Origin of the sequence: Halorhabdus sp. SVX81 (assembly GCF_029207715.1) — an archaeon.
Lineage (GTDB): Archaea > Halobacteriota > Halobacteria > Halobacteriales > Haloarculaceae > Halorhabdus.
The window spans coordinates 1,420,596-1,444,963 of record NZ_CP104322.1 but is presented as its reverse complement, the minus strand read 5'-3'; the positions used below and the strand labels follow the sequence as shown (position 1 = coordinate 1,444,963).

Below are 24,368 nucleotides of genomic sequence, written 5' to 3'. Positions count from 1 at the left end.
ACATTTATTCGGTAAATGCTTTGTGCCAGTCCGTGAGAATGAGTGCCGCCACTGCCGTCAGAAACTGCGTTTACCGGAACGCTGTCCCATCCGGGACTCGTCTGTGTTCTACGCCAGCGCACTGCCGGCCCGGATAATCGTCCGTTCGCCGAAGGCGGGACCGATCAACTGAAGGCCGACCGGCAGGCCGTCGCTCGTCTCGCCCGCGGGCACCGAGATGGCGGGCAGGTTCGCGAGGTTGACCGGCGTCGTGTTGGCGTCGGCGAGGTACATCGTGAGCGGATCGTCCAGGCTCTCGCCGCGCTCCATCGGCGGGACGGGCATCGTCGGCGACGCGAGGACATCGGCGTCTTCGAGGGCGTCGTCGAAGTCCTGCTTGACCCATGCGCGGGCGTCCTGGGCTTTCTTGTAGTACTTGTCGTGGTATCCAGCGGAGAGCGCGTAGGTGCCGAGCAGAATGCGGCGCTTGACCTCCTCGCCGAAGCCCTCCTCGCGAACCTTCGCGTACTCCTCGTTCCAGTTACCCTCGTAGTCGGGTGCCGGACCGTATCGCACGCCGTCGAAGCGCGCGAGGTTCGAGGACGCCTCGCTCATCGCGATGACGTAGTAGGCTTCGACAGCGTGCTCGACGGAGGGAAGGTCGACCTCGTGGTAGCTCGCACCCTGCGATTCCAGCTCGTCGATGGCGTCCCAGAACGTCTCGACGACGTCCTCGTCGGCACCGTCGAGCAGTTCCGTGGGAACCCCGATCTCAAGCCCGTCGACGTCGCCGTCCGCGGCGTCGGCGAAGGCGTACTCGCGCATGTCCTCGGGCTCGGGGCCGCCGATCTGCTGGTGGGCGACTCGCGTCGTGGCGTCGTTTTCGTCGGGAGCGGCGATGACTTCGAGCAGTTCGGCCGCTTCTTCGACGGTGGGCGCGATGGGACCGATCTGCTCCAGTGAGTTGGCGTAGGCGATCAGGCCGTATCGGGAGACCAGCCCGTAGGTGGGTTTGATACCGACAGTGCCCGTGAATGCGGCCGGACACCGGACCGATCCCCCCGTGTCGCTGCCCAGCGCGAGATCGGCCTCGCCGGCGGCGACGGCGGCAGCCGAGCCACCCGAGGACCCGCCGGGAACGTGGTCCTCGGCGGCAGGATTTTCGGTTGGTCCGAAGGCGGAGGTCTCCGTCGTTGTCCCCATCCCGAACTCGTCCATGTTGGTCTTCCCGGGGATCGTCGCGCCCGCCTCCTTGAGTCGCTCGACGACGGTCGCGTCATAGGGTGGAACGTATTCGGCGAGCATCGCCGAACCGGCAGTGGTCCGGACGCCGTCCGTCGAGATGTTGTCCTTGACGGCGACGGTCCGGCCGGCGAGTGGACCATCGGTGTCCCCGTCGCCGGAAATCGTCTCCTCGGTAATGTAGGCGTTGTAGCTCATGAGACACGTGGCCCTTTGAAGAAGCCGTCCTCGGTTTCCGGCGCGTTTTCGAGTGCCCTGTCTTGGTCGAGACTCGCCTCGACCTCGTCGGGACGCATGACGTTGGTCAATTCGGTCTCGGGGTCGACTTCGGGGACCTCGTCGAGCGTCTCGAACGAGGAGAGGATATCGGCGAACTGTTCGGTGAATCGCTCGCGCTCGTTGTCATCCAGATTCACTCGCGCGAGGTCCGCGACGTGTTCGACCTCATCAGGATCGACGGCCGATTCGCTCATGGCTGTGCTCAGTGCGGGATTGCCACTAAGGGTTTCGAAACCCCCGGGATCCGTTTATCCTTCCGCAAAACCAAGGTTTTGGCTGACCAAAGAATTTAAGTTCTCAGAGAAAATACAGTGAATCGAGTGATGGCGTTCTCCGGGCATCGTGCCCGTTACGTAATTGACCAATGTCAGATACGACCCTCAGAAGCCACGAGCGAGCGAATCAGCACGAGACTACCACCGATGAGGAGACCGAGACACAGGTCTGTCCGGAGTGTGGTGGCAACCTGGTAACGGATTCCGAGCGCGGCGAGACCGTCTGTGGCGAGTGTGGCCTCGTCGTCGAAGAGGACGAAATCGATCCCGGCCCGGAGTGGCGGGCCTTCGACGCTGCGGAAAAAGACGAAAAGTCCCGTGTCGGCGCACCCACGACGAACATGATGCACGACAAGGGGCTCTCGACCAACATCGGCTGGCAGGACAAAGACGCCTACGGGAATTCGCTGTCCAGCCGCCAGCGCGAGAAAATGCAGCGGTTGCGCACCTGGAACGAGCGCTTCCGCACCCGCGATTCGAAAGAGCGTAATCTCAAGCAGGCACTCGGCGAAATCGACCGCATGGCCTCGGCGCTCGGTCTGCCCGAAAACGTTCGGGAGACGGCAAGCGTCATCTATCGCCGCGCGCTGGACGAGAATCTCCTGCCCGGCCGCTCCATCGAGGGTGTCTCGACGGCGTCGTTGTACGCCGCCGCCCGACAGGCCGGCAACCCCCGCAGTCTCGACGAGATCGACAACGTCTCGCGGGTCGAAAAAGACGAAGTCGCCCGGACGTATCGATACGTCGTCCGCGAACTGAAACTGGAAGTCAAGCCCGCGGACCCGACGAGTTACGTCCCGCGGTTCGCCTCGGATCTCGAACTCACGGAGGAAGCCGAGCGACACGCCCGTGATCTCCTAGAGAACGCAAAGCAGGAGGGCGTCCACTCCGGGAAGAGCCCGGTCGGCCTCGCCGCTGCTGCGATCTACGCGGCCTCGTTGCTTGCCAACGAGAAGGTGACCCAAAACGAGGTCAGCGAGGTCGCGAACATCTCCGAGGTTACGATCCGCAACCGGTATCACGAACTGCTGGAAGCCAAACAGGACATCCGGACGGCCTGAGGACCGTCAGCTAGTCAGTCTGATTTTCGCCCTTCGCCAGTTTCGGCAGGTTCAACTCCGGCCCGTTCTCGAAAGCGTCCATGGAAACGACGCGTCATTTCGTCGCGACGGTGTACGTCGTCCACGACGGCGAGACAGCCCTACACGATCACGAGAAATTGGACATGTGGCTCCCGCCCGGCGGGCACATCGACCGCGACGAACTCCCCCACGTTGCGGCGAAGCGGGAAACCCGTGAGGAACTCGGCTTCGATGTCTCCCTCCTCGCACCACAAGAGGACATTACTTCGACGACCGTCGAGAGCATCCCCCAGCCCCAGCATTTCCTGCTTGAGGACATCAACGTCCACGACGGCGAGGTCGGCCACCAGCACGTCGACTTCATTTTCTATGGCGAAGCCGACAGCCGAAATATTGAGCCCGGGGATGGCGAAGCGCCCGCCGACGCCTGGGAGTGGTTCTCGCCGGCCGACCTCGACGCGGCGAGCGACCGACTCCCGAGTGACGTGATCGAGATCGGCAAGCGGGCGATCGAGACGGTCGAAGCGGAATAATCCGGTCCCCCGTTCCCGTCCTAACTCAGTCTGGACAGGAGGGGTGCGAGCCAGCGGCCGAGCCGAGTTCCCGCAGCCTCGACGTACGGGTCGACCCGCTCGTCGATGCGGGCCTCGATCCGTCGGACGGGCGCCGTTTCGGCGAGGAGATATCCCAGCCCGATCACGCCGAGGCCGATCGCCGCGCGCCACACGCCGCGGTCGTCGAGGGCGACTTGGAAGGTGAGGAACACCCCGGCCACCAGCGTCCAGGCCCCCCAGGGTCGAACGGCCCGCCGTCGCAGCGACGCCGCGAGCAGCAGGACGCCGGAAGCGAGGGCGACAACCCCGACCGTCCGTGGTGAGACGTTACCCACACCCGCGACCACGAGCACGGCGAGAACCGCGAGGAACGCGCCCCCGACGTGTCGGGGGCCGTGTCCACCGGAATCATGGCCGGTGCTCGGATCTCGATCAGTCATGGCAATGGAAAAGTAATTTATCGGACCAGTATTCAATCTATCGGCTCACCACAATATTTCGAAAGCGATACTCCCGATTGGGTTTGCATGCACAGACAAGATCGGTCGCTTTCGGGGCGGAGTATCGCGCTACTCCCCCGCGGGGACGTCGATTTCACCGGCGTCGAGTTCGGCTTCGACCTCGCGGGCGGCAGTCGTGAGATTGGCCATCTTTTCGTAGGCGACCTCACGGGGCAGGAGTTTCACGCCGCAGTCCGGCGAGACGGTCAGTCGCTCGGGCGGGACGACTTCTAGTCCTTTCTTGATGTTTTCCTTGATCTCGGCGACGGATTCGACCTCGGTGTCGTGAACGTCGACGACCCCCAGTGCGAAGTCCTTGGTGAACTCGTGTTCTTTGAACACGTCGATCTGCTCGAAGTCGCCGTTGGCGAGTTCGAGGTCGAACTCCTCGACGGGGAACTCCAGGATCTCGGGGTAGATCCGCGAGTAATCACCGTAACAGACGTGGAGTCCGAGGCGAACGTCGTCGGGTACGTCTTCAACGATGTGTTCAAGCGCCTCTCCCACGATCGCGTGATCGTCGGGTGTCGTTGCCAGCGCGGGTTCGTCGATCTGGATGTATCGCGCGCCGGCCTCGACCAAGGCCTCGATCTCTTCGTTGACGAGGTCCGCGAGGTCGTAGGCGAGTTCGGCCTCCGAGTCGTAGGCCTCGTTGAAACTCCAGGATGCGAGGGTGTAGGGCCCGGTGATCGGAACCTTCACCGGCACGTCGGCGACCTCGTCGGTGAACTTGAACTCCTCGACGAGCCATTGCTGATCGTACTCGACCGGTTCGACGACGCTTGGCTTGTCGAAGTAATTGTGGCCCCAGACCTTCACGCGGCCGTTGAACTCGTAACCGTCGATCCGGTGGGCGAAGTACTCGACCATCTCGTTGCGCCGCATTTCGCCGTCGGTGACGACGTCGATGCCCGCGCGTTCGTGCTCGTGGGTGATGACGCGGGAGGCATCGTCTTTGGATTCTTCCCAGTCGTCCTCGTCGAAGCCGGTGTCTTCGGCCTCGAACAGTTCCCGGGCGCGATCGTGCCATTCCGGCTTCGGGTAGGAGCCGACGACGGTCGTCAGCAGGAAGTGGTCGTTGTCGTGGTCGTCCGGTCGGAACTGTTCGCGTGTGTCGCTCATTGGTCGATCGCCTCCGTTGTGGCTGCGGCCAGTGCGTCGAGTTTGGCCTCGAACTTGTTGTCGGGCAGATACAGCAACTCGGTGTTCGGCGTCGCATAGATCGTCTCGAAGTCGTTGGTCGTCTCGCCGAGGAACCACTCGATGCGTTCGCGGATCTCCGCGGGCGTCTCGACGAGTGTGTTCTGGCCGTCGACCAGCCCCAGCGCCACGTCGTCGGTCGTCCCGTACTCGTTGACGTTGTGGATGGCCTGCTCGTGATCGGAAACGAGATCGTAGCCGACGGCGTCGATCCCAGCGTCCAGCAGATACGCGTGGACTTTCTCCTCGAGTGCGCCCCAGTACGTCTGGACGACGACGTCGGCGTCGATCGCGTCCGCGACCGTGTCGATCGCCTCGCTGGCGTGCTCGCCACCGTCAGCCGGCGGGTCGGTTACGAGGGACGGTTCGAGCAGGAACAGCGTCTCGACATCCGGGAAGGATCCGGTCTCCTCGGCGAGGAAGTCCGCGATCGCGTCGAGGAAGGCAGCCTCGTCGCCGTAGTACTCGTCGGTGGCCAGGTCAGCCAGGGAGTACGGGCCGGGAAGCACTGCTTGCAGTCCTTCCTCGGCAAGTTCGGCTGCCGCGTCGAGTTCCGCACCGACGTCGCCGTCGAACGTGAGTTCGCCTTCGACGACAGGCTCGCGATAGAAGTTGTTGTTGTCGTAATACCGGACGATCCCGCGGGTCTCGACGGCATCGTGGACCGAAAGCGGGTGGGCGAGCATGTCGTCCCATCGGAGTTGTCCTTCGACAACCCGGTCGAGTCCCGCAGCCTGTTGGGCCTCGATGACGTCCTCGCGCGCCTGATCGTACGCCGAGGTGATCTCCGGCCCTTCCTCGCCATCGATCAGATCGCTTCGCTGGTGGCCTTTCAGGTTCGCCAGTTCGTCTTTCGCCCAGTCCGGAAGGGGATACAGTCCGGTCGTGGTAGCTACCACCTGTGTCATTACACCGGGGTAGGAAATGACGAGGCTTAATATTTCCTATTCATGAAAATGTCCAGTAGTAATATAGCCGTGAATCGGTCGAACCTGAGCGATACTGTGGGCCGCCCTCGAGTAACGTGGTTGTGGGGAGCGGTGAGTATTTCTTGGCTCGTCATGTAATACTGGTAATTGTGAGTCACCACAGCGAGTCCGCCACGAGCGAGAGCGTGGAAATGTATCTCAAGGAGATCTACCTCCTCTCGCGGGACGGTGATCCGGCCCGGACCGGGGCCATCGCCGATCGACTCGGCGTCTCACCACCCAGTGTCACGCAGATGCTCTCGCGGCTGCAAGATCAGGGCCTCCTCGAATATCAGAAGCGACGCGGCGCTGAACTCACCGAGGCCGGGGCAGAACAGGCCAGGGATCTCCTCGCCAAACACTGCCTGATCGAGCGGTTCCTCGTCGAGGGGTTGGACGTGACTGAGGGGTTCCATGACGAGGCCTGCCGGCTCGAACACGCCCTTAGCGACGACGTCGCAGCCCGGTTAACCCGGTACGTCGAGCGACGGCCCGAGTGTCCGGACTGCTACGATGCCGAGGCAAAACACTGCCGCCATCTCGACGTCGAAGCCTGACGTCCGCGAGGCCCCACCCGGTAAGCCGAAGTGCGTCGTCAGACCAGCGGCTCGACCAGGTCGACGCCCGCAGCCAGCAACGTTTCGATCCGTTCCTGACTGTCCGATTCGGCGTAGACTCGAAGTTTCGGCTCGGTCCCGCTGGGTCGAACGAGCAGCCACGAGCCGTCTTCTAACAGGATCTTGAACCCGTCAGCGTCGTTGACGCGTTCGACGGCGACGCCGGCGACGGTGTCGGGAAGTTGTGAGTCGAGTGCCGCGACGACGGGTTCCTTGCGAGCGTCCGGGCAGTCGATGCTCCGTCGATCCTGGTAGATCTCGCCGTGGGTGTCGAGAATGTCGTCGACTCGCTCGTCGATCGGGCGTTCGGCTGTCATCACCGCGGCGAGCAGTCCGATCAACACACCGTCCTTCTCGCGGACGTGATCACGGATCGAGAACCCGCCGCTCTCCTCGCCGCCGATCAGCGCGTCGTGTTCTCCCATCGCCTGGGCGACCCACTTGAACCCGACCGGCGTCTCGTAAACTTCCTCACCGTGGGCTTCGGCGATCCGGTCGATCAGGAACGTCGTCGAGACGGATCGAACCGCCGGGCCGTCGTTGTATTCGAGCAGATAATCGTACAGCGCGGCGAAAAAGAGATTCTCGTTGAGGAAGCCGCGTTCGGGCGTAACTACGGCGATCCGGTCCGCGTCGCCGTCGTTGGCGATGCCGATATCCGCGTCGTGTTCCTCGACGGCTTCAACGAGTCCCTCGAGGTTTTCAGCGGATGGTTCGGGTGAGGAACCGCCGAACGTCGGATCGTACTCACAACGCCGCTTGTGGACATCCGCTCCGGCCAGTTCGAGCAGCTCGTCGGTCACGCCGCGGCCACTCCCGTGCATCGCGTCGTAGACAACTGTCAGGTCATTCAGATTGGCGTTCGTCAGCATGAACGCATTCTCCTGATACGGTTCGATGAAATCGTCTTCGCGATAGACACCGTGCTCTTCGGCCGGTAACGGATCAGGCTCACGCAGATGGGATTCGATCGCCTCGGTCACTTCCGGGAGTGCGGGCGCACCGTCGTCCGGGATGAACTTGATGCCGTTGTACTCCGGCGGGTTATGCGAGGCCGTGATCGCAACTGCCCCTGCGAGGTTCTGGTTGACGATTGTATACGCTGTCACCGGCGTCGGGCAGTCCCGCTCCGAAAGGAGCACGTTGAACCCGTTCGACGTCAGCACTTCCGTCACGTCCGCCGCGAACCCTGGTGACGTTTCCCGGGCGTCGTAGCCGACAGCCACGGTATGGCCCGCGCGGTCGGCCTCCTCACGGAGATAGTCCGCGATCCCCTGTGCGACCATTCGAACCCGTGGTGTGGTAAACTCCGAAAGCTCTGCGCGCCAGCCGTCAGTACCGAACTCGATCGCCTCGTCCATGTACTCACCAATCTCGCGGTCCCTAAAAAACGGCTGGTCCGCGGTTCGGCACCCGACGCGGCGGATGGAACCCGTCAGGTGTTCGTCTGGCCGCCATCGACGACCAGTGACTCCCCGTTGACGTAGTCGCTCATGTCGCTGGCGAGAAAGAGCGCTGCGTTGCCGATGTCTTCCGGCTTGCCGAACCGTCGAGAGGGGATTTGCTGGCGGAACGCGTCCTCGCTCTCGCCGCCGATGATCGGCACGTCGTCGGTTACCATCTCCGTCTCGATGACGCCCGGGTGAATGGCGTTGACGCGGACGCCGTCCGGCCCGTACTTGTCCGCCAGCGAGTAGGTCATCAGTCTGACGGCCCCCTTCGACGAGCAGTACGTGACGAAGTCACCCGACCCCTCCAAGCCGGCCACGCTGGAGAGGTTGATCAGGCTCCCGCCGCCGTCCTCGACCATTCGCTCGATGGCGACCTGGGCACCGAAGAACGTCCCCTTGACGTTGATGTCCATCAACTGATCGTACTCCGCTTCCGTGACCTCGGTGAACTCCTCACCGCGGAAGATCCCGGCATTGTTGACCCAGACGTCGAGCCCACCGAGATCCTCAGCCGCGTCGGCAACGGCTTCCAAGTCGGCCCTCTCCGAGACGTCACACTCGACGAACGTCGCCGCGACGCCGTACGCTTCAGTCACCATCTCGTGGGTGGGGACTCCACCTTCCCGGGGTTCCTCTCGGATATCAGCGTTCACTACTGACGCGCCTTCCGACGCAAACGTCTCACAGATATTCCGACCGATACCACTCGAACCGCCGGTGACCACGGTGACCGTATTATCGAGTAATGCCATACTACTCCGTATGAATTTTCGGCGATATACACCAAAAGGCTTGTGCCAAATTCCCCGAAAGAACGGCCAAACGTATGAATATACCCAGCACATGCCCGCATATATAGAATTATATAGACAGAACAACGCCGCATATCGATTTATACGCCCAGATGTCCTCAATATCGGCCTCCGCGTCAACACCGTCCGCCCGTATCGAACCGCAGAACGGACGGTAGGCACTGAGTGTGGTGGTTTCGTGTCAGCGTATCCCGCGGCCTCGTGTAGCTATCCACTCATTTCGAATCTGTCTCGCCATCGTCGGGCGTTGGATCCACGAACTGCTCGACCTCCTCGTCAGCCTTCCACTCGCCGAGTTCCCGCGGATCGACGTGGACGAACGCGTCGTCGACTTGCGGGAGGGCTTCGACGGATGTGACGACGGCCGATTCGATGTCGTGGGCCTCCCGGAGCGTTCGATCGCCTTCGACCTCGACGTGAAGGCTGACGTCGATTTCCGGACCGACATAATGGGCGATCACATCGTGGGCACCCTCGACGTCCGGATGGTCCAGCGCCGTCTGGAGGATTTCTTTGCGGAGTTCGTCAGGCGGGGCCGCGCCGACGAGGTAGTTGACGTTGTCCCGGACGACCTCGACGCCGGTATGGAGGATCCCGAGGGCCACCACGAGTGCAGCGAGCGGGTCGAGAATCGGTGCCCCGACGGCTGCCCCGATGACGCCGACCAGTGCAGCCCCGGCTGTCAGCACGTCGTTTCGATTATCGAGAGCCGTCGCGACCAGTGCCGGGGACTGCCAGGTTCGCCCGACAGTCAGACAGTATCGATAGAGCGCGAGTTTCGCGGCGATGGTGAGCACGAGGATGCCGACGGCGGCTGGACTCCGTAACGGTTCGATGTCACCGGCAAGCAAAGCCGTTCCGGACTGGTAGATCACCGCGCCGCCGGCCAGGAAGATACCGGCCGCAACGAACAACGAGACGAACGGCTCGATCCGTTCGTGGCCATGGGGATGCTCGAAGTCGGGCGGCCGCGTCGTGAGGTACAGCCCGCCGACGATCACCAGCGAATACACGGTGTCGGCGAGACTGTTGATCGCTTCGGACTGGACGGCGAGACTCCCCGTCTCGACGGCGACCACGCCTTTTGACAGGAAGAGTGCCAGGTTCGCTCCGAACAACAACAGACCGACGCGTCGAAGCGTCCTGCGACGAGTCATCGATCGTGAGTTGGTGATCCGGGCCTAAAGTGACTTCGTGTTTGCATCCGGGCAAGACTGACTGACAGCCGTTAGCCACCCGGTCGGCATCTATAAGAGTCAATAGTATGTACGGTATATAATGCCACACACGATCGAGCTCGACGACGAACTGGTCGAACGGATCGAGCCACATCTCGAAGACGACGAAACGATCGAGGAGTTCCTCACGGAGTTGGTGACCATCTACGAGCAAGAGGGTCGGTTCACCGACCAGGGACTGTGATCGACAGCGGCGTGAATCGCTGTCGGGCGAATCGGATCACGAAAAGGAGACGGCGTCGTCCGGATCGGAGACGGTTGCCCCGGGTTGATCGGCGAAGGCGTCGTGGAGGCGGTCGTAAGAGTCCTCAAGTGCCTCGACGATGACTTTCGTGTCGGAGATCACCGCCATGAAGTTGTTGTCGCCCGACCAGCGCGGGACGACGTGGGTGTGGAGGTGGTCGTCGATCGACCCGCCGGCCGCGCTACCGCCGAGATTCAGCCCGACGTTGTAGCCGTCGGGGTCGAAGGCGTCGTCCATGGCGTCGATCGTCCGCTGTTTGAGGTGGGCGTGATCCAGGAGTTGTGCGTCGTCGAGGTCGCCGTAGGCCCCGGCGTGTGCGCGCGGGATCACCATCGCGTGACCGGGATTGTACGGGTAGTTGTTGAGAAGAACGTAGGCGTGGTCGTTCTCGGCGAGGAGGCGGTGGTCCCGATCGTCGTCCCACGCGGGGAGTTCACAGAAGACGCACTCCTCGACGTCGGGGTTCTTCTCCGCGCGTTCGACCCACTCGATGCGCCATGGGGCGAAGACCTGATCCATGCTGGGACACTCGCCGCTGGGGTCCAAAGAAGCTTCCGAGGGGAGTATCGTCGACTCGCGTCGAAATACCGAATTGAGCGGAGACGGATTCGATCGGTTGCGGTTGACGGTCTCAAAATTAGAAGCGACCTCGCTTCGTTAACCCAAATATAAATATCTATCGGCCGTTTTCGGACTGTTTTTATCCCATGAAACGAGCGTAGAACGCTCAATAGCCGCGGTAGGAAGATTTTGGGCCGTGACAGCCAAATTGGTCCCCCGACAGCCGCTGAACAGTACGAACGACTCTCCAATTAAAAGGTACCTGCCGACTTCTCTCCTCTATGGCGACCGCCAATCAGGCGACAAATACCCGCGTCGAGTACTGCTCCTCCTGTCGTGGCGAACACCCACACGACGTCTCGATCACGTTGCTGACCGAAAACGAGGCCTCGGACAACGCCGCCTACTCCCGGGAACCGTATCGGGTGTCTGTCTGTCGATCCTGCGGGCAGCGAACCGAACGCCGGATGAACGACGCCTGAGGACTCCCCGCTCGGCCGACTGTACTCGTCCGTCTCGCGGCGACCTACCGGCTCCGGGTCGTGACCTCACACCCGTCCTCGGTCACGATGATCGTGTGTTCCTTCTGGCTGACGTATTTTCCATCTTCCTCCTTGAGGACGGGATAGCCGTGAACGATGTCGTTGCGCTTCAGGCGTTTGAGTGCCATCGACGGCCGTTTGACGTCGAGCCACCGCGTTGCGAAGGGCAGGGTCTTGAACTCCTCGGTGATCTGTTCGAGCGCCTGGCGCGCACGCCGGTCGCGAACCGACCCCTCCCGGTCGAGTGCGAAGATCTCCTCGTCGCTGCCCTCCCGGACCTTGCCGGCCCCGTCGGTGGCGAACGGTTCGATGGCGACGACGTCGCCGGCCGACAGCGTCGCGCTCTGGGAGACCGCCCGGTTCGGGATGTTGGGTTCGGTGTGCTGTTCGTACTGGCCGAGTCCGTGGCCGGTGAGGTTGACGACCGGGTTGAAGCCGTACCCGTCGATGGTCTCCTCGACGACGCGGCCGATCTCGCCAGTCTCGACGCCCGGTTCGACGATCTCGAGGGCTGCCTCGAGAGCTTCGGCAGAGGCCTCCGTGAGTTCGGCGTGGCCCGACAGGTCGACTGTAACGGCCGTGTCCGCGAGCCACCCGTCGATGCTGACGCCGATGTCGAGGTTGATCAATTCCTCGCCGAAGGTCGCCTCGTCGTCGATGCCGGGAGTCGCGTGCGCAGCCTCCTCATCGATACTGATGTTGACCGGAAACGCCGGTTTCCCGCCCAGTTCCCGGATGCGGTCTTCGGCCCACTCGGCGATTTCGAGATGGCTCACACCGACTTCGACGCGATCGGCGGCCTCGTCGCGTACTTCTGCCAAGATCTCTCCTGCCTGTCTGTGTTTCTCGTACTTCTCGGCCGAAAGATCCACGTCGCTCATACTCTCCCTATCGACCGAGGGGGGCAAGTGTTTGCCGGTCGCTGGGAGCCGCCGGGGCTCACTCGGTCTCGGATCGAATGCGTTCGGTGATCGTCTCGACAGTCGCTTCCGTGGCGTAGATCTGGATCGTCTCCGTCATGGTCTTCACGTCGAGATAATGCTGTTGCTCGGCATCCTCGCGGTCCCAGAGACGGGTGCCGACAACACCCAGGACGAGCGCGAGCAACCCAACCACCAGCGGTGCAAGCGTTAGTTCCATCGAGAGTGAGGTAAATACCCAGAGAAGCGGCGTCACGATCGTCCCGAGCACGATCCCCAACACCCCGACCACGATGAGGATCGACGTGGGTGACTGGCTGACAGCATTCGTTTCGACCGATTCGACGGCCTCGAGGTCGACCGTTTCGAACTCCTCGTCGAGCCAGACGAGCCGCTTGCCGGTCAAGCCAAGTGTCTCTCGGCTGCCGAGTCCGGGGGCGGCCAACTCGAAGCCCCGGGAGATCGTATCGACTGTCCAGGTCTCTTCGAGGGACTCACCCTCATCGAGCAGCGATGCCAGTGCCTGTTCGCTGGGATCCATGTGCCCGCTAGTTTCCGCCCCACTTCCGAGTCGTTTTCGGCCGCGTTGCGATGTCCTGGACCGACAGCGGCTGGTCGTCCGACTCGATGGCCTCCAGGGCGGCCTTGCCGCTTGCGATCGTCGAGAAATACGTGATCGATTCCTCGACGCATACTTCGAGTACGTCTCGGTTCCGCGAAACGACGAGGTCGATCTCGCCGTCGCGCAGGGCGGCCTCGACGGCTTCCTGTGACTCGTAGTCATCGAGCGAACGCGTCTCGAAGTGCTCCTCGAAGCCGACGATCGGCAGATCGACGATCGCGGTTCCCGCCAGGGGAATCGGCTTGTCGACTGCCATCTGGGCCTTCTGGTAGGCCTTCCCGAAGCTGCCAGCGGTGCCCATGACCTCGCCCGTGGATTTCATCTCGGGGCCGAGACGCGGGTCCGAACCGGGAAGCCGGTCGAACGGAAGCACGACTTCCTTGACACTGACCTGCTCGGGCTGTTGTTCGGTAACCGCCAGTTCGTCGAGGTCCGCACCGGCCATCACCTTGGCGGCGATCTTGGCGATCGGGACGCCCGTCGCCTTCGAGACGAACGGGACCGTCCGGGAGGAGCGCGGGTTCGCTTCGAGGACGTACACCTCGCCGTCCCGGACCGCGAGCTGAACGTTCATCAACCCGACCGTCTCTAAGGCGCCGGCGATCTGTTCGGTCACCTCGCGGATCCGGGGCATGACGTCCTCGATCTCGCCGCTGCGGGGCGGGATCATACACGCCGAGTCGCCGGAGTGGACGCCGGCGGTCTCGACGTGTTCCATGATGCCGCCGATGAGAATATCCTCGCCGTCGGCCACGGCGTCGACGTCGAGTTCGATGGCGTCCGCGAGGAAGTCGTCGACGAGGATGGGCTTGTCCGGACTCACCCGGACGGCCTCCTCGATGTACGTCTTGAGGTCGTCGTCGTTGTAGACGACCTCCATCGCACGCCCGCCGAGCACGTAGCTCGGCCGGACGAGCACCGGGTAGCCGATGTCACGCGCGAGTTCGAGCGCTTCGGTCTCGCTGGTCGCCGTGCCACCCTCCGCCTGGGCGATACCGAGGTCGTCCATGAGTCGATTGAACCGGTCACGATCCTCCGCTAAGTCCATCGCGTCCACCGAGGTTCCCATGATCTCGGCGTCGAGGCCGCGGCGATCGAGTTCGGCCTCCAGGGGATGGCCGATGTCGACCGACGTCTGACCGCCGAACTGGACCATCACGCCGTCGGCTCCGGTCTCCTCGACCACGTCGGCGACCTCTTCGGCGGTGATCGGCTCGAAGAACAGGCCATCCGAGGTGTCGTAGTCCGTCGAGACCGTCTCGGGGTTGTTGTTGACGACGTGGGCGTCGATGCCGATCTCTTCCAGGGCCCGGACGGCGTGGACCGAACAGTAGTCGAACTCGACGCCCTGCCCGATCCGGATCGGGCCGCCGCCGACGACCACGACGCTCTCGATATCCGGATCGACCTGGACTTCGTTACGTTCGAGTCCCGAGAGGGGTTCCCGCGCGGAGTAGTAGTACGGCGTCGAGGCCTCGAACTCGCCGGCACAGGTGTCGACCTGTTTGAACGACCGGGCCGGCGCGGCGTCTTCGACGTCCGCGACGGAAACGCCGCCGCCGTCGGTCTGTGGCGTCGCTTCACTGTCGTCGCTGACCACACCCCGCTCGTCGAGCAGGCGATCCGGCAGCCAGGAGGCGTGGGTGTCCTCGAAGGCCCCGCCGCTGGCGAGCGTCGCGACCTCGTGGTTGGTGAACCCGGCCTCGGCTGCGACGTCGAGTTCGCCTGCGCTGGCAGCCTCGGCGGCGTCGGCGATCCGCTTGTAGCGCTCGACGTACCATTCGCGGATTTCGGTCAGTTCCGAGACCTCTTGGACCGAATAGCCGCGTTCGAAGGCCTCGAACATCGCGTAGGGCCGATCGGGCGACGGGCGGACGAGATACTCCGATTCGAGGTCGTCGTCGTCAATCTCGGCCCAGTTGACCGCCGGATCGTACTCCGTCGAGCGCAGCGCCTTCAGCAGTGACTCCTCGAAGGTCCGGCCGATGGACATCGCCTCGCCGGTCGACTTCATCGCCGGGCCGAGTTCGAAGTCGACGTCCTGGAACTTGTCGATCGGCCACCTGGGAACTTTCGTGACGACGTAGTCGATGGCCGGTTCGAAGGCCGCGGTGGTCTCGCCGGTGATCTCGTTTTCGATTTCGTGGAGGCGCTTGCCCATCGCGACCTTCGCGGTCACGCGGGCGATCGGGTAGCCCGTCGCTTTCGATGCGAGTGCCGACGAGCGAGAGACGCGAGGGTTGACCTCGACGACGCGGTACTCGCCGCCGGGCGACCCGTCGTCGCGCCAGGCGAACTGGATGTTACAGCCGCCGTGGATCTCGAGTTCCCGGATCACTTTCAGCGCCGTGTCGCGCATCTCCTGGTGGCCCTCGTCGGGGATGACCTGAGAGGGCGTGACGACCATCGACTCCCCGGTGTGGATCCCCATCGGATCGAGATTTTCCATGTTGCAGATGATGATACACGAGTCGTCGGCGTCGCGCATCACCTCGTACTCCAGTTCGATCCAGCCGTCGATGGACTCGGTGATCATCACGCGGTCGTCCCGGGAGAGCCGCAGCCCCTTGCGTGTGGCTTCCTTGAGTTCGTCCATGTCGTCGATGACGCCCGAACCCTGCCCACCGAGCGTATAGGTCGTCCGCATGATGACGGGGAGCCCGCCGACTTCCTCGACGGCTGCCTCGACCTCGTCCATGCTCTTGATCGTCGTCGAGGCGGGGACCGGCTCGTCGATCTTCTCCATGCGCTTTCGGAACTGCTCGCGATCCTCCGTCGCGTAGATGGTGTCCAGGGGGGTGCCCATGACGTCGACATCGTGCTCGTCGAGGACTCCCTCTTCAGCAAGCTCAGCGGTCACGTTCAGGCCGGTCTGGCCGCCAAGCCCGGCGATGACGCCGTCGGGCTGTTCCTTGCGGATGATCTCGGCGATGGCCTCCGTGTTGATGGGTTCGAGATAGACCTTGTCGGCCATCTCCGGGTCGGTCATGATCGTCGCCGGGTTCGAGTTGACCAGGACGACACGCGCGCCCTCTTCCTGGAGCGCGCGACACGCCTGTGCGCCGGAGTAGTCGAACTCCGCGGCCTGGCCGATCTTGATCGGGCCGCTCCCGATCAGCAGAATCGTCGGTTGGTCCTCAGCTGTCATTGTGCATTCGGAGTTCGCTCATCGTAATAAACCCGGCGAAAGGTTACGATCCTCGAAGTTTGATTTCGAATATCGTATCACGAGGGCGCGCTATCACGGCCGGCTGTGGCGGCTTCGAGGGCGTCACGGTCGATGAAAAAGGCGAACGTTTTCCCGCCGAGGTGGTATTCGAACCCGAACACCTCGATGGTCCGTCGCCCGCCGCGGATCAAAATCGCCTCCTCGCGGACCGCATATCCGTCAAGCGCAGCCGCGAGTTCCGCCCGATCGCGGCCTTCGGCGATCACGACCGGCGGCGGGTTCGTGGGGAGTCCCTCGGCGGTCTCAACACTATCGACGGTGGCGTTGGCCCGCTCGGTGTACCACGGTATCGGCAATCGGTTGAACCAGTCGCTGGGCGCGGGGGGGTGGTTCGCCCACGTCTCGTCCCTGAACGAGAGGTTCCCGTAGTAGAGGACATCGGTTCCATCGTTGTGGCCCGCCACCGCACGGATGTCTTGGAGAACTGGGCGAATATCCCCGCCCGGCTGACCGCTCTGTGCGACGACGTTGAAGCCGTCGGGTGGCTGGTGGTATGTCGTGAATCCCGCCGAAGCGACGGCGAATACGCCCGAAAAAACGAGGAGCAGCGCCAATCCGACCGATGCAAGCTGACGGCGCTCGATGCGGGCCGCCCGGAACCGCTCGACGACGGCGAGTAGCCCGACAGCCGCCGGGATCGCAAGCGCAACGACGACGTGAATCGCGAGCCACGGCGCTTTGATGTCAGCGACGTACGGGTAGCCGACAACCCCCGACAGCGCCCACCAGCCACAGAACGTTACCAGGGGACGAGGCTGCCAACGAACTGCCAGGACTGCAAGCACCGCAGTGCCGGCCGAAGCCATGGCCAGAACTACCAGAAAGTGCGCGAGATACGGGGCGTAGGCGTGGCCACGGACGCTGGGCGACAGCCAGAGGTCCATGAGTTCACCAGTCGCGCCGACCGTCGCCTGCCCCAGGACGCCGGGGAGCAACGTCGGGTCGGCAAGCGCACTGAAGAGGCCGGCGTCAGCCTCGGGCGAGCGCGGCGCATAGAAGAACGCGACTACGGCGAGAATCTCAAACGGAAGCGCAAGGAGCGTCCGTCGCCAGGCCCACGCGCGCCGCCGGGTCGCTGTCACCCAGCTTCGCAAGGTCGCGATCGGATCACCTCCATCGTAGTGATCCGCGGCCAACCGGGAGAGAACAACCAGCGTGCCGGCCCCGAGCCACGAGACGGGATAGAGGACCGCATTCTCCTTGGTCGTCAGTGCGAGTGCGAACGCGATCGCAGCGAGGTGAAGATAGCGCCGCCGATCCGTATCGATCGCGGCCACGATCGCACCGAGCGTGACGAAGGCGAATGCGGCCAGCGGCAGGTCGCTGCGCATGAACCGCGAGTAGTAGAGGAGGAGTGGATTCGCCGCGAGAATGACACCGAGCGCGATGGTTTCGACATCGCGCAAACGCGACCGGAACAGCAGGGCCGTCGCCGGGAGCGCCGACCCGATCAGAGCTACCGGCAGTCGCATCGTGAAGTCCGAGACGCCCGCAACGGCGAAGGTCCAGCGCGTGACGTGCTGGACGAACGGGCCGTGGATGATCGGCCGGTACTCCCACCATCCCGTGTCGGCAGTGTGGAGGATCCAGTACCCGACCCGCGCCTCGTCCCAGTGGGCGACCCGGACGTCCAGAGCGATAAGTCGGGCAACAAGTGCGGCGAGCACGACAAGAGCGAGCGCTCGCCGCGGTTCTTTCAGCCCCAGCCGATCGATGACACGATTCACAAACGGAGCCACGCCGGGTCGTTTCAAACGTGTTGTGGTCGAGAATTACGCGTGAGAGCTCATTGCCCGCGGTCGTCGAATCGATACCGGTAGGGGTGGCCGCGGATCACTTCGACCGCGCCGGTCTCGGCGTGACGGCCGAGCACGGTCGCGATCTCGTGGGGGCTCTCGAAGGACTCGTCGTGGGCCTCCAGCACGTCGTGGATCTCACGCGCGGTGAGGGGTTCGTCGAGATCCGACTCCCGAAGCACGGCGCGGATCCGCTCGAACTCGCCGTGACGCAGCATGGTCTGACAAACGTCCCCGAACACCATTAAACACCGTCAGACTAGCGTCTGACGGCCCTTGGCGTCGATTCGGGGGACAGTAGCGGAGTAACTCGTCACACAGACGGAATCGACGCCGGCCGTGTCACACACGCCGGTCAGACGACACAGGCCTCCAGCGCCGGAGACGAACCCGACCCAGAACCAGTCAGACTGGTGTGTCGCGTTCGCCATCGAAGTCGCGGTCAGCCCGGTAGGCGTCGACGAACGCAGCCACGTCGAACTCGCGCATGTCCTCCTCGAAGGCGTCCCGGGCGGTCTCATCTTCGGCGTGGCTGATCGCGTGTTCCATAAGCTCGACGACGAGTTCCACCACGATTTCGTGGAGGCGACGCGAGTCGAAGTCCGTCACCCACAACAGGCCACAACCGATCGCGCCGTCGTCCTCGACATCCTTCGCGACCACGTCGTCGGGAAACTCCTCCAGGACGATGCCCATGAGGTGGGGGGTTCCGAATTCGTCGGCGTCCCCGCTCGGTTCGACCGTCTCGGAGAGAGTGTCGACGAGAAACGTCGGCAAGAACCGTGTCAGCGGGTGGATGTCCATGACGAGCGCGTGGGTTTCGCCGCACTGACACGCGAATTCACGACGGCCCATGTCGAAGGTGTGGACATCCACGGTCTCGCCACACGGGAGTTCCAGGCGGTCTTCGTCGCTCGGCACGCGGGGGGTAGCCATCGGCGGAGATTGCGCGTCCGGGTGGTTAAACGACGCGGTACCCGAAGGGATTCGACTGCGCGAAAACGCGTCGATCGTTCAGGGCCAGTCGTCGCGCGTTTCGGATTCGTCCGCCGCCGAAGGCACCTCGGGGTCACCGAGTGTCCACTCCGCAGCGTCGGCAGCGGCTTCCACGTCGAGGTATTCCCAGCCGTTGGCTGTGGCGGCCTCCGCAGCCGCGTCGTCGGTCCCGACGTAGACGTACCGCGGGGTGTCGAACTGGTCTTTGATCGTCTCGAAGCTCTCGGCTCGTCCGCGTGGCCCGGAGAAGAAATCCTGTCGAATCCGGTGTTTCCGGGCGAAGTTCGTCACGACGTAGGTCGGCTCATCGGAGACGATACCCACGTACTTGCTCCACTGGCGAGCATCGGTGAATACCGCGTCCGGATGTGCCAGGTGCTGCAATGCGTCGAGATCGAACGCGAGCGTCATCTCTCCATCGGCGTCGGCGTCCATGTCCTGAAAAATTGGCGTGGCGAGCAAAACGGTGTCGATCCGGCGAGTCCGATCACTCGACAGCGGGGGCTGGCAGTGCGTCGAGATCGACGTCGGGTTCGAGGAGCTTCTCCATTTGGTCGGCGACAGGCCGCTCTTCACGGATGATCTGTTTGAACGCCTGTTGCTGGGAGAGGTCGCCGATCAGGACGCCGCCGATGAGTTGGCCGTCCTTGAACGTGAGCCGCCGCCACTCGGTGTCTGAGTACTTCCGTTCGGCCTCGTCGTCGCCGATCGTCGGGTGACCAAAGGACAGAAACGGGAACTCAAAGTGTGTAATCGAGTACGAAGAGACGTACCGGAACGTCTCGACCGGCTCGTCGGCGACCATGTTCTCGGCGGCGACGACGCCCTGTTCTTTGGCGCTCCCCCACGAGCCGTTCTGGGCGCGTTCGTCGAGAATGACGTCGTAATACCGCGTCAGATCGCCAGCCGCGTAGATATCTTCTACGCCTGTCCGCATGTGTTCGTCGACGACGATGCCGTCATCGAGTTCGACCGCCGTGTCTTCGAGAAATGCCGTGTTGAAATCCAGGCCGATCGCGACGGCGGCGAATTCTCCCGCGTGAAATTCGCCGTTTGCGTCCACAGCTCCCGTGACATGACCGTCGTCGTCGACTTCGAACCGTTCGACGCCGCTATCGAAGACGGGCGTGACGCCTTTTTGCCTGAGCGCCTCGTGGATGATTTCCGCGCCGTCGAGGCTCAGCGCGTAGCGCCACCACCGGTTGCCACGCATGAGGTAGTCGGCCTCGACGTTCTGTGCGCCACAGATCGCAGCGAGGTCGATGCCGAGCAGCCCGGCCCCGACGATCACACCCGTTTCAGCCTCGGCAGCGTGGTCACGGATCGCCCGTGCGTCCTTGAACGTCCAGAAGTAGTGGACTCCCTCGGCGTCACTGTTTTCGACCGGGAGCCTCGTCGGCGTGCCGCCGGTGGCCACGAGAAGTTTGTCGTACTCGTAGGTGGCTCCGTCCTGGGCCTCGACGACGTTCGCGTCGGTATCGACGGACGTGACGCGGGTATTGAGTTCGAGGTCGATGTCCCGTTCCTCGTACCACTCCTCCTCGTGGATCGAGACGGGTTCTTCGGGGAGGGTTCCTTTGGCGAACTCCTTGATGAGAATGCGGTTGTACAGGGGTTCGCCCTCGTCGGTGATGATCGTGACGTCGGCGTCGGGATCCGCTTCACGGATCGTTTCCGCGGCGGAACTCCCGGCGATGCCGTCGCCGAGGATCACGTGCGACGTGGTCATGCTCCCGGTGTTCGTACCGGGGCCTAATGTGGATTGCTATCGTCACAATCTATCGGCTGGAACTGTTCGAGGCGAGAGACCGAACACCCTGTGATGGGTCTCCCCCGTCTAGCCCAGTTCGACCGTTCCCGTTTCCACACGGGCATTTACTCAGGGCTAGACTGCCGTGCCCCCAACCTAGCGGTGAAATACCAGTTCAGTTTGACGAACAGGTAGCCGACGATGATCACGGCCACGACGACATCGAAGGTGAACGCCATCCGGTGAAGAGATGTGATGAGTATCCCGCCAGAGATGATGACAGCAAGCGACCACGCAGTCCATCTGCGTTCCTACACCCCCAGCCCGATCACCACCAGCAAGAGCCCGAGGAACGGAGTGAACTGAACCGCGGGGTTCGGATCCGATTGCCGTGTGCCGGCCATGAAACCGATGGCGGCCCAGCGCAACCCGTAAACGACGACCAAGCAACTGACGAGAGTCACGCCGAGAGGGACAACGAGCGCCCTGTGCGTCGTTGCCGTCGTCCCGGAATTGATGTGAATGGAGGGTATAGGCCCCGGTACGATGAAACTCAAACAAGGCGTCAAACACTGGGCAGCCAAGCAAAGTCTGACTGCCCCGGTCGTCGGTGAGATGGTGGCCGACAAACTGGTCGATATCCACACCGACTTCTTCCTGGACTGGGCCGATGAACAACGCCAGGAAGAGCGGCGCGAGCGCTTAGCGGCCATGTTCGACGCGACCATGGACACCTATGTCGCGGCACTCCAGGAAGGCTATCCCGAGGCCCAAGCCCGCGAGATCACTCACGCGCAGGCAAACTTCGACTTCTATAACCACGGCTGGACCGAGATGATGGAGTTCCCCGTCGAGGAAGTCGAGGCCCACTACGACCGCTACGCCGACTTCTTCGAATCCCACGGCATCACGATCGACGACCCCCTCGGCGAGTTCGCACCCGAGGGCGGACTCCCGGACGCACCCTCGACGCCGGAGAAACTCGACGATCCCGACCACCCGCACGCGATCGGCGGGTTCGCCGACGACGTCTACGTCGAGACGGATGACGGCGAGGTCGTGATCGGCGGCGGCGAGGAACCCGAGGAAGTCGATGTCGAGGCAGCCCCGGGCGTCGACCCCGGAGCTGCCGAAGACGGAGAGATCGAGTCCTGATCGGTGTGCGGACTGATCCTGTCCGGATTGCGTGTCTCAGCGAGGTGCTGGCTGGTGGGGCACAATCAATCGATCGTCGCCCGCTCCCATATCGACCTCGTGTTTTAACTCTGGTCCGTCAGAAGAATGTGTATGGAATTTCATTCCGAGGAACTGTTTTCCGAGCCAGGCGGGTGGGAGAGCGCTCGAATCTTTCTGTTGGCAGCGGTCGCGTTCAGCATTTTCGGCGGTATCGAACTTCTTTCTAACAATGGAACGAGTTCAAGCGTCGTTCTCGCTCTCGGTATGGGTATAGGCGGGATCGCCGAGCTACTGCCGACCCATCGCCGAAGCCTCGCGAGCGTGCTGCGAATTGTGGCGATCGCGATACTCCTCTCTGTCGTGGCCATGTCGCTTGTTTCGCTGGTTTCCTGATGGACGTCGTGGCGGCCAAGATCGAACGTTTCGAGGGAACCCGAAGTGCGCAACTATTTTGTTCCGGTAGACTGTCATCTCTTCCGTGTCACCCCCACGCCAGTCGACTGAGCGGCGGGATCCGCAACCGGTCACATCACTCACAGAGAGCTGGGGCCGTGGGAAACGCCTCGACGTCACGTACGTCGCGATCCACATGGTGCTGTTCCCGATGGCGATTGCATGTTCTCATGCACCTGGTGTGTCGATAACACAGACCTACAGTGGAATTACCGCTGTCTCGGTCGTCGCGGCGCTGGCACTCACACGGTGGCGTCCGGAGTCCCGGCCAACCACTTGGCGGATGGGATTCGTGGTACTGCTCGGCTATGGAATCGGGGATCTGGGACTGGGAATCCAACAGCACTCGCCGGGGTGGATCGCCGTTTGGGCCGCGTTTGGCCTGTATCTCGGCGTGATCGTGCTGGTTGTGGTCTACTGTCGGATGCGATAATGCAGAACCATCGACGAACCCACGTGTAGCGGTTCCGGGCAGTCAATCGGATTGTGCTACTGGTTTTGGATGAGTCGCTCGGCGGCTGTCTCACCGGCGACGAACGCGCCGTTGAGCGAGCGTTCGGGGTACTGTGCCCGCGAGGCCATGCCGGCGTAATAGACGCCGTCTGCCACCTCCCCGCTCAGGTCATAGGGGATCACCTTCTCGAGATAGCCCCGCTCGTAGATGGGCGCGGTCTTCGGGCTTCGCGAGGTTTCGATCCAGTTGACGGATGCCCGGTCGAAGTCGGGAAATAGATCCTCGATGCCGGCGAGCCACGTTTCCTCGACGCGTTCGTCGTCCATTTGCCAGAGTTCGTCCTCGAAATCCTGGATGTATTTGACGGCGTACAGCAGGTGCTCGCCACCGTATTGCTCCGGCGAGACGAAGTTCGTGTGTTCGATGAGTGCGCCGAAGGGCGCGTCGTCGGCAATGTTGAGCCAGTAGGTGTCTGTCAGCGCTTCCGCCATGCTGATGACCGAACAGACGGTGCCCTGGAAGTCGATGTCACATGCATAGCCCGTGATCGACTCCAGTACGTCGGGCATCGTGGCGATGACGACGCCGTCGACTGTGTAAGGAACGGCTCCCAGGTCGGTTTCGGCGGTCACCGACTGAACGGCCCCGTCCTCGATACCGATATCGGTCACACGCTCCCCGGTAAAGATGTCCATCATGCCGACGGAATCGACAAGCGCGTCGATCAGGCTGCCGAATCCGCCAAGTGGGTAGCCCAGCAGTTCCCCCCGCAACGGATCCCGTTCGCCGCGGAACTTCACGCGGCCGAGGAGCCACGCGGCGCTGACGTCTTCCCAGCGCTCGCCGAACTTCGCCTCGAGCAACGGCTTGAAAAACCGCTCGAAACAGCCCCGAGACGTGTGATCGAGGATAAACTCCTTGACTGGAACGTCCTCGAAGTCTTCGAGTTTCTCGTAGGTGTCAAAGGAGGGGATCCCCCCGCGGATATCGACGTCCAACACGAGCAGGCCGAGGCGGAACTTGTCATACAGCGAGAGGTGCGGATAGGCGAGAATCTCCCAGGGTTTGTCCATCGGATGGACCACACCGTCGACGTAGTAGGCGTCGCTGCCGTAGCCCCACACCAGGTCAGATCCGAGTCCCAGTTCCTCGAACCGCTCGACGATCGTCTCTTCGGACTTCGAGAGGTGATGATAGTACCGCTCGATCGGGTCCCCTTTCGTTTCGTACGTCGCCGCCAGTCCGCCGAGGTCGTCACTCGCTTCGAGCACCATGACGTCGTATCCCGCCTCCTGGAGACGACGTGCTGCTGCCAGTCCTGCGACCCCGCCACCGACGACGCCAATCATGGACTGGAATTGGCCGGTACGGTGAATATGCTTTTTGCTGTGGTCCCCGGGCGATTCCCGACAGCAACGGATATTCCGG

Annotated in this window: 26 protein-coding genes; 8 read left to right on the top strand and 18 right to left on the bottom strand. The window is 62.9% G+C overall.

Annotated features, from left to right (window positions below; all coding sequences use genetic code 11):
• Positions 1-108: 108 nt before the first annotated feature.
• Both gatA and gatC read right to left on the bottom strand, forming a co-directional pair.
• A complete protein-coding gene (gatA, locus tag SVXhr_RS07210; RefSeq protein WP_275740802.1) occupies positions 109-1,419 on the bottom strand; it encodes an Asp-tRNA(Asn)/Glu-tRNA(Gln) amidotransferase subunit GatA in 1,311 nt (436 codons plus the stop codon).
• Positions 1,416-1,694 (bottom strand): Asp-tRNA(Asn)/Glu-tRNA(Gln) amidotransferase subunit GatC, encoded by a 279-nt coding sequence (gene gatC, locus SVXhr_RS07205; RefSeq protein WP_275740801.1) that lies wholly within the window; start codon positions 1,692-1,694, stop codon positions 1,416-1,418. Before gatC ends, gatA begins: the two co-directional genes overlap by 4 nt.
• Before the next feature lie 170 nt (positions 1,695-1,864).
• Here gatC and SVXhr_RS07200 point away from each other — a divergent pair, with 170 nt between their 5' ends.
• Both SVXhr_RS07200 and SVXhr_RS07195 read left to right on the top strand, forming a co-directional pair.
• Positions 1,865-2,836: a transcription initiation factor IIB gene (locus tag SVXhr_RS07200; protein WP_275740799.1), complete on the top strand. Its 972-nt coding sequence runs from the start codon at positions 1,865-1,867 to the stop codon at positions 2,834-2,836.
• 80 nt (positions 2,837-2,916) lie between these two features.
• Positions 2,917-3,390 (top strand): NUDIX domain-containing protein, encoded by a 474-nt coding sequence (locus tag SVXhr_RS07195; protein ID WP_275740797.1) that lies wholly within the window; start codon positions 2,917-2,919, stop codon positions 3,388-3,390.
• A 20-nt stretch (positions 3,391-3,410) separates the two neighbouring features.
• Here the strand turns inward: SVXhr_RS07195 and SVXhr_RS07190 are convergent, their stop codons facing one another.
• The 3 genes from SVXhr_RS07190 to SVXhr_RS07180 form a co-directional block, all read right to left on the bottom strand.
• On the bottom strand, positions 3,411-3,851 hold the full coding sequence (locus tag SVXhr_RS07190; RefSeq protein WP_275740796.1) for a hypothetical protein: 441 nt from the start codon (positions 3,849-3,851) through the stop codon (positions 3,411-3,413).
• Positions 3,852-3,980: 129 nt separating this feature from the next.
• Positions 3,981-5,033, bottom strand: a complete 1,053-nt coding sequence (locus tag SVXhr_RS07185) for a methionine synthase (RefSeq protein ID WP_275740794.1) — start codon at positions 5,031-5,033, stop codon at positions 3,981-3,983.
• A complete protein-coding gene (locus SVXhr_RS07180; RefSeq protein WP_275740792.1) occupies positions 5,030-6,019 on the bottom strand; it encodes a 5-methyltetrahydropteroyltriglutamate--homocysteine methyltransferase in 990 nt (329 codons plus the stop codon). Before SVXhr_RS07180 ends, SVXhr_RS07185 begins: the two co-directional genes overlap by 4 nt.
• 170 nt (positions 6,020-6,189) lie before the next feature.
• On the opposite strand from SVXhr_RS07180, the gene SVXhr_RS07175 reads away from it, so the two are divergent.
• A complete protein-coding gene (locus SVXhr_RS07175) occupies positions 6,190-6,636 on the top strand; it encodes a metal-dependent transcriptional regulator (protein WP_275740790.1) in 447 nt (148 codons plus the stop codon).
• A 38-nt stretch (positions 6,637-6,674) separates the two neighbouring features.
• Here the strand turns inward: SVXhr_RS07175 and SVXhr_RS07170 are convergent, their stop codons facing one another.
• The 3 genes from SVXhr_RS07170 to SVXhr_RS07160 form a co-directional block, all read right to left on the bottom strand.
• On the bottom strand, positions 6,675-8,057 hold the full coding sequence (locus tag SVXhr_RS07170) for a phosphoglucomutase/phosphomannomutase family protein (RefSeq protein ID WP_275740788.1): 1,383 nt from the start codon (positions 8,055-8,057) through the stop codon (positions 6,675-6,677).
• Between the two features lie 74 nt (positions 8,058-8,131).
• Positions 8,132-8,899 carry an SDR family oxidoreductase gene (locus SVXhr_RS07165; protein ID WP_275740786.1) on the bottom strand — a complete coding sequence of 256 codons (768 nt, stop codon included), beginning with the start codon at positions 8,897-8,899 and terminating at the stop codon, positions 8,132-8,134.
• 275 nt (positions 8,900-9,174) lie between these two features.
• Positions 9,175-10,116 (bottom strand): cation diffusion facilitator family transporter, encoded by a 942-nt coding sequence (locus SVXhr_RS07160; RefSeq protein WP_275740784.1) that lies wholly within the window; start codon positions 10,114-10,116, stop codon positions 9,175-9,177.
• Between the two features lie 121 nt (positions 10,117-10,237).
• Here SVXhr_RS07160 and SVXhr_RS07155 point away from each other — a divergent pair, with 121 nt between their 5' ends.
• Complete coding sequence (locus SVXhr_RS07155) at positions 10,238-10,381, top strand: hypothetical protein (protein WP_275740782.1); 144 nt, start codon at positions 10,238-10,240, stop codon at positions 10,379-10,381.
• Positions 10,382-10,417: 36 nt separating this feature from the next.
• Here the strand turns inward: SVXhr_RS07155 and SVXhr_RS07150 are convergent, their stop codons facing one another.
• Positions 10,418-10,960 carry an HIT domain-containing protein gene (locus SVXhr_RS07150; RefSeq protein WP_275740780.1) on the bottom strand — a complete coding sequence of 181 codons (543 nt, stop codon included), beginning with the start codon at positions 10,958-10,960 and terminating at the stop codon, positions 10,418-10,420.
• Positions 10,961-11,283: 323 nt separating this feature from the next.
• Here SVXhr_RS07150 and SVXhr_RS07145 point away from each other — a divergent pair, with 323 nt between their 5' ends.
• Positions 11,284-11,484, top strand: a complete 201-nt coding sequence (locus SVXhr_RS07145) for a hypothetical protein (RefSeq protein ID WP_275740779.1) — start codon at positions 11,284-11,286, stop codon at positions 11,482-11,484.
• Positions 11,485-11,528: 44 nt separating this feature from the next.
• On the opposite strand, the gene map is transcribed toward SVXhr_RS07145, so the two are convergent.
• The 8 genes from map to SVXhr_RS07105 form a co-directional block, all read right to left on the bottom strand.
• Positions 11,529-12,425, bottom strand: a complete 897-nt coding sequence (map, locus tag SVXhr_RS07140) for a type II methionyl aminopeptidase (protein WP_275740777.1) — start codon at positions 12,423-12,425, stop codon at positions 11,529-11,531.
• 58 nt (positions 12,426-12,483) lie between these two features.
• Complete coding sequence (locus SVXhr_RS07135; protein WP_275740775.1) at positions 12,484-13,005, bottom strand: hypothetical protein; 522 nt, start codon at positions 13,003-13,005, stop codon at positions 12,484-12,486.
• 7 nt (positions 13,006-13,012) lie between these two features.
• On the bottom strand, positions 13,013-16,234 hold the full coding sequence (carB, locus tag SVXhr_RS07130) for a carbamoyl-phosphate synthase large subunit (RefSeq protein ID WP_275740773.1): 3,222 nt from the start codon (positions 16,232-16,234) through the stop codon (positions 13,013-13,015).
• 77 nt (positions 16,235-16,311) lie between these two features.
• A complete protein-coding gene (locus SVXhr_RS07125; protein WP_275740771.1) occupies positions 16,312-18,042 on the bottom strand; it encodes a flippase activity-associated protein Agl23 in 1,731 nt (576 codons plus the stop codon).
• A 59-nt stretch (positions 18,043-18,101) separates the two neighbouring features.
• The gene (locus SVXhr_RS07120; protein WP_008525271.1) at positions 18,102-18,356 is read right to left on the bottom strand and encodes a hypothetical protein; all 255 of its coding nucleotides are present in this window, start codon (positions 18,354-18,356) and stop codon (positions 18,102-18,104) included.
• A gap of 160 nt (positions 18,357-18,516) precedes the next feature.
• Positions 18,517-19,047 (bottom strand): DUF5815 family protein, encoded by a 531-nt coding sequence (locus tag SVXhr_RS07115; protein ID WP_021029663.1) that lies wholly within the window; start codon positions 19,045-19,047, stop codon positions 18,517-18,519.
• 78 nt (positions 19,048-19,125) lie between these two features.
• A complete protein-coding gene (locus SVXhr_RS07110) occupies positions 19,126-19,542 on the bottom strand; it encodes a hypothetical protein (RefSeq protein WP_008525277.1) in 417 nt (138 codons plus the stop codon).
• Between the two features lie 52 nt (positions 19,543-19,594).
• Entirely contained in the window at positions 19,595-20,836 is a 1,242-nt protein-coding gene (locus SVXhr_RS07105; RefSeq protein WP_275740767.1) for an FAD-dependent oxidoreductase, read from the bottom strand.
• Between the two features lie 567 nt (positions 20,837-21,403).
• Here SVXhr_RS07105 and SVXhr_RS07100 point away from each other — a divergent pair.
• The 3 genes from SVXhr_RS07100 (at position 21,404) to SVXhr_RS07090 (ending at position 22,919) form a co-directional block, all read left to right on the top strand.
• Positions 21,404-22,012, top strand: coding sequence for a DUF6149 family protein (locus SVXhr_RS07100; RefSeq protein ID WP_275740765.1), 609 nt, complete (start codon positions 21,404-21,406; stop codon positions 22,010-22,012).
• A gap of 132 nt (positions 22,013-22,144) precedes the next feature.
• A complete protein-coding gene (locus SVXhr_RS07095) occupies positions 22,145-22,426 on the top strand; it encodes a hypothetical protein (protein WP_275740763.1) in 282 nt (93 codons plus the stop codon).
• An 85-nt stretch (positions 22,427-22,511) separates the two neighbouring features.
• On the top strand, positions 22,512-22,919 hold the full coding sequence (locus SVXhr_RS07090) for a hypothetical protein (RefSeq protein ID WP_275740761.1): 408 nt from the start codon (positions 22,512-22,514) through the stop codon (positions 22,917-22,919).
• A 56-nt stretch (positions 22,920-22,975) separates the two neighbouring features.
• Here the strand turns inward: SVXhr_RS07090 and SVXhr_RS07085 are convergent, their stop codons facing one another.
• Positions 22,976-24,289, bottom strand: a complete 1,314-nt coding sequence (locus SVXhr_RS07085) for an NAD(P)/FAD-dependent oxidoreductase (RefSeq protein ID WP_275740759.1) — start codon at positions 24,287-24,289, stop codon at positions 22,976-22,978.
• Positions 24,290-24,368 lie beyond the last annotated feature (79 nt).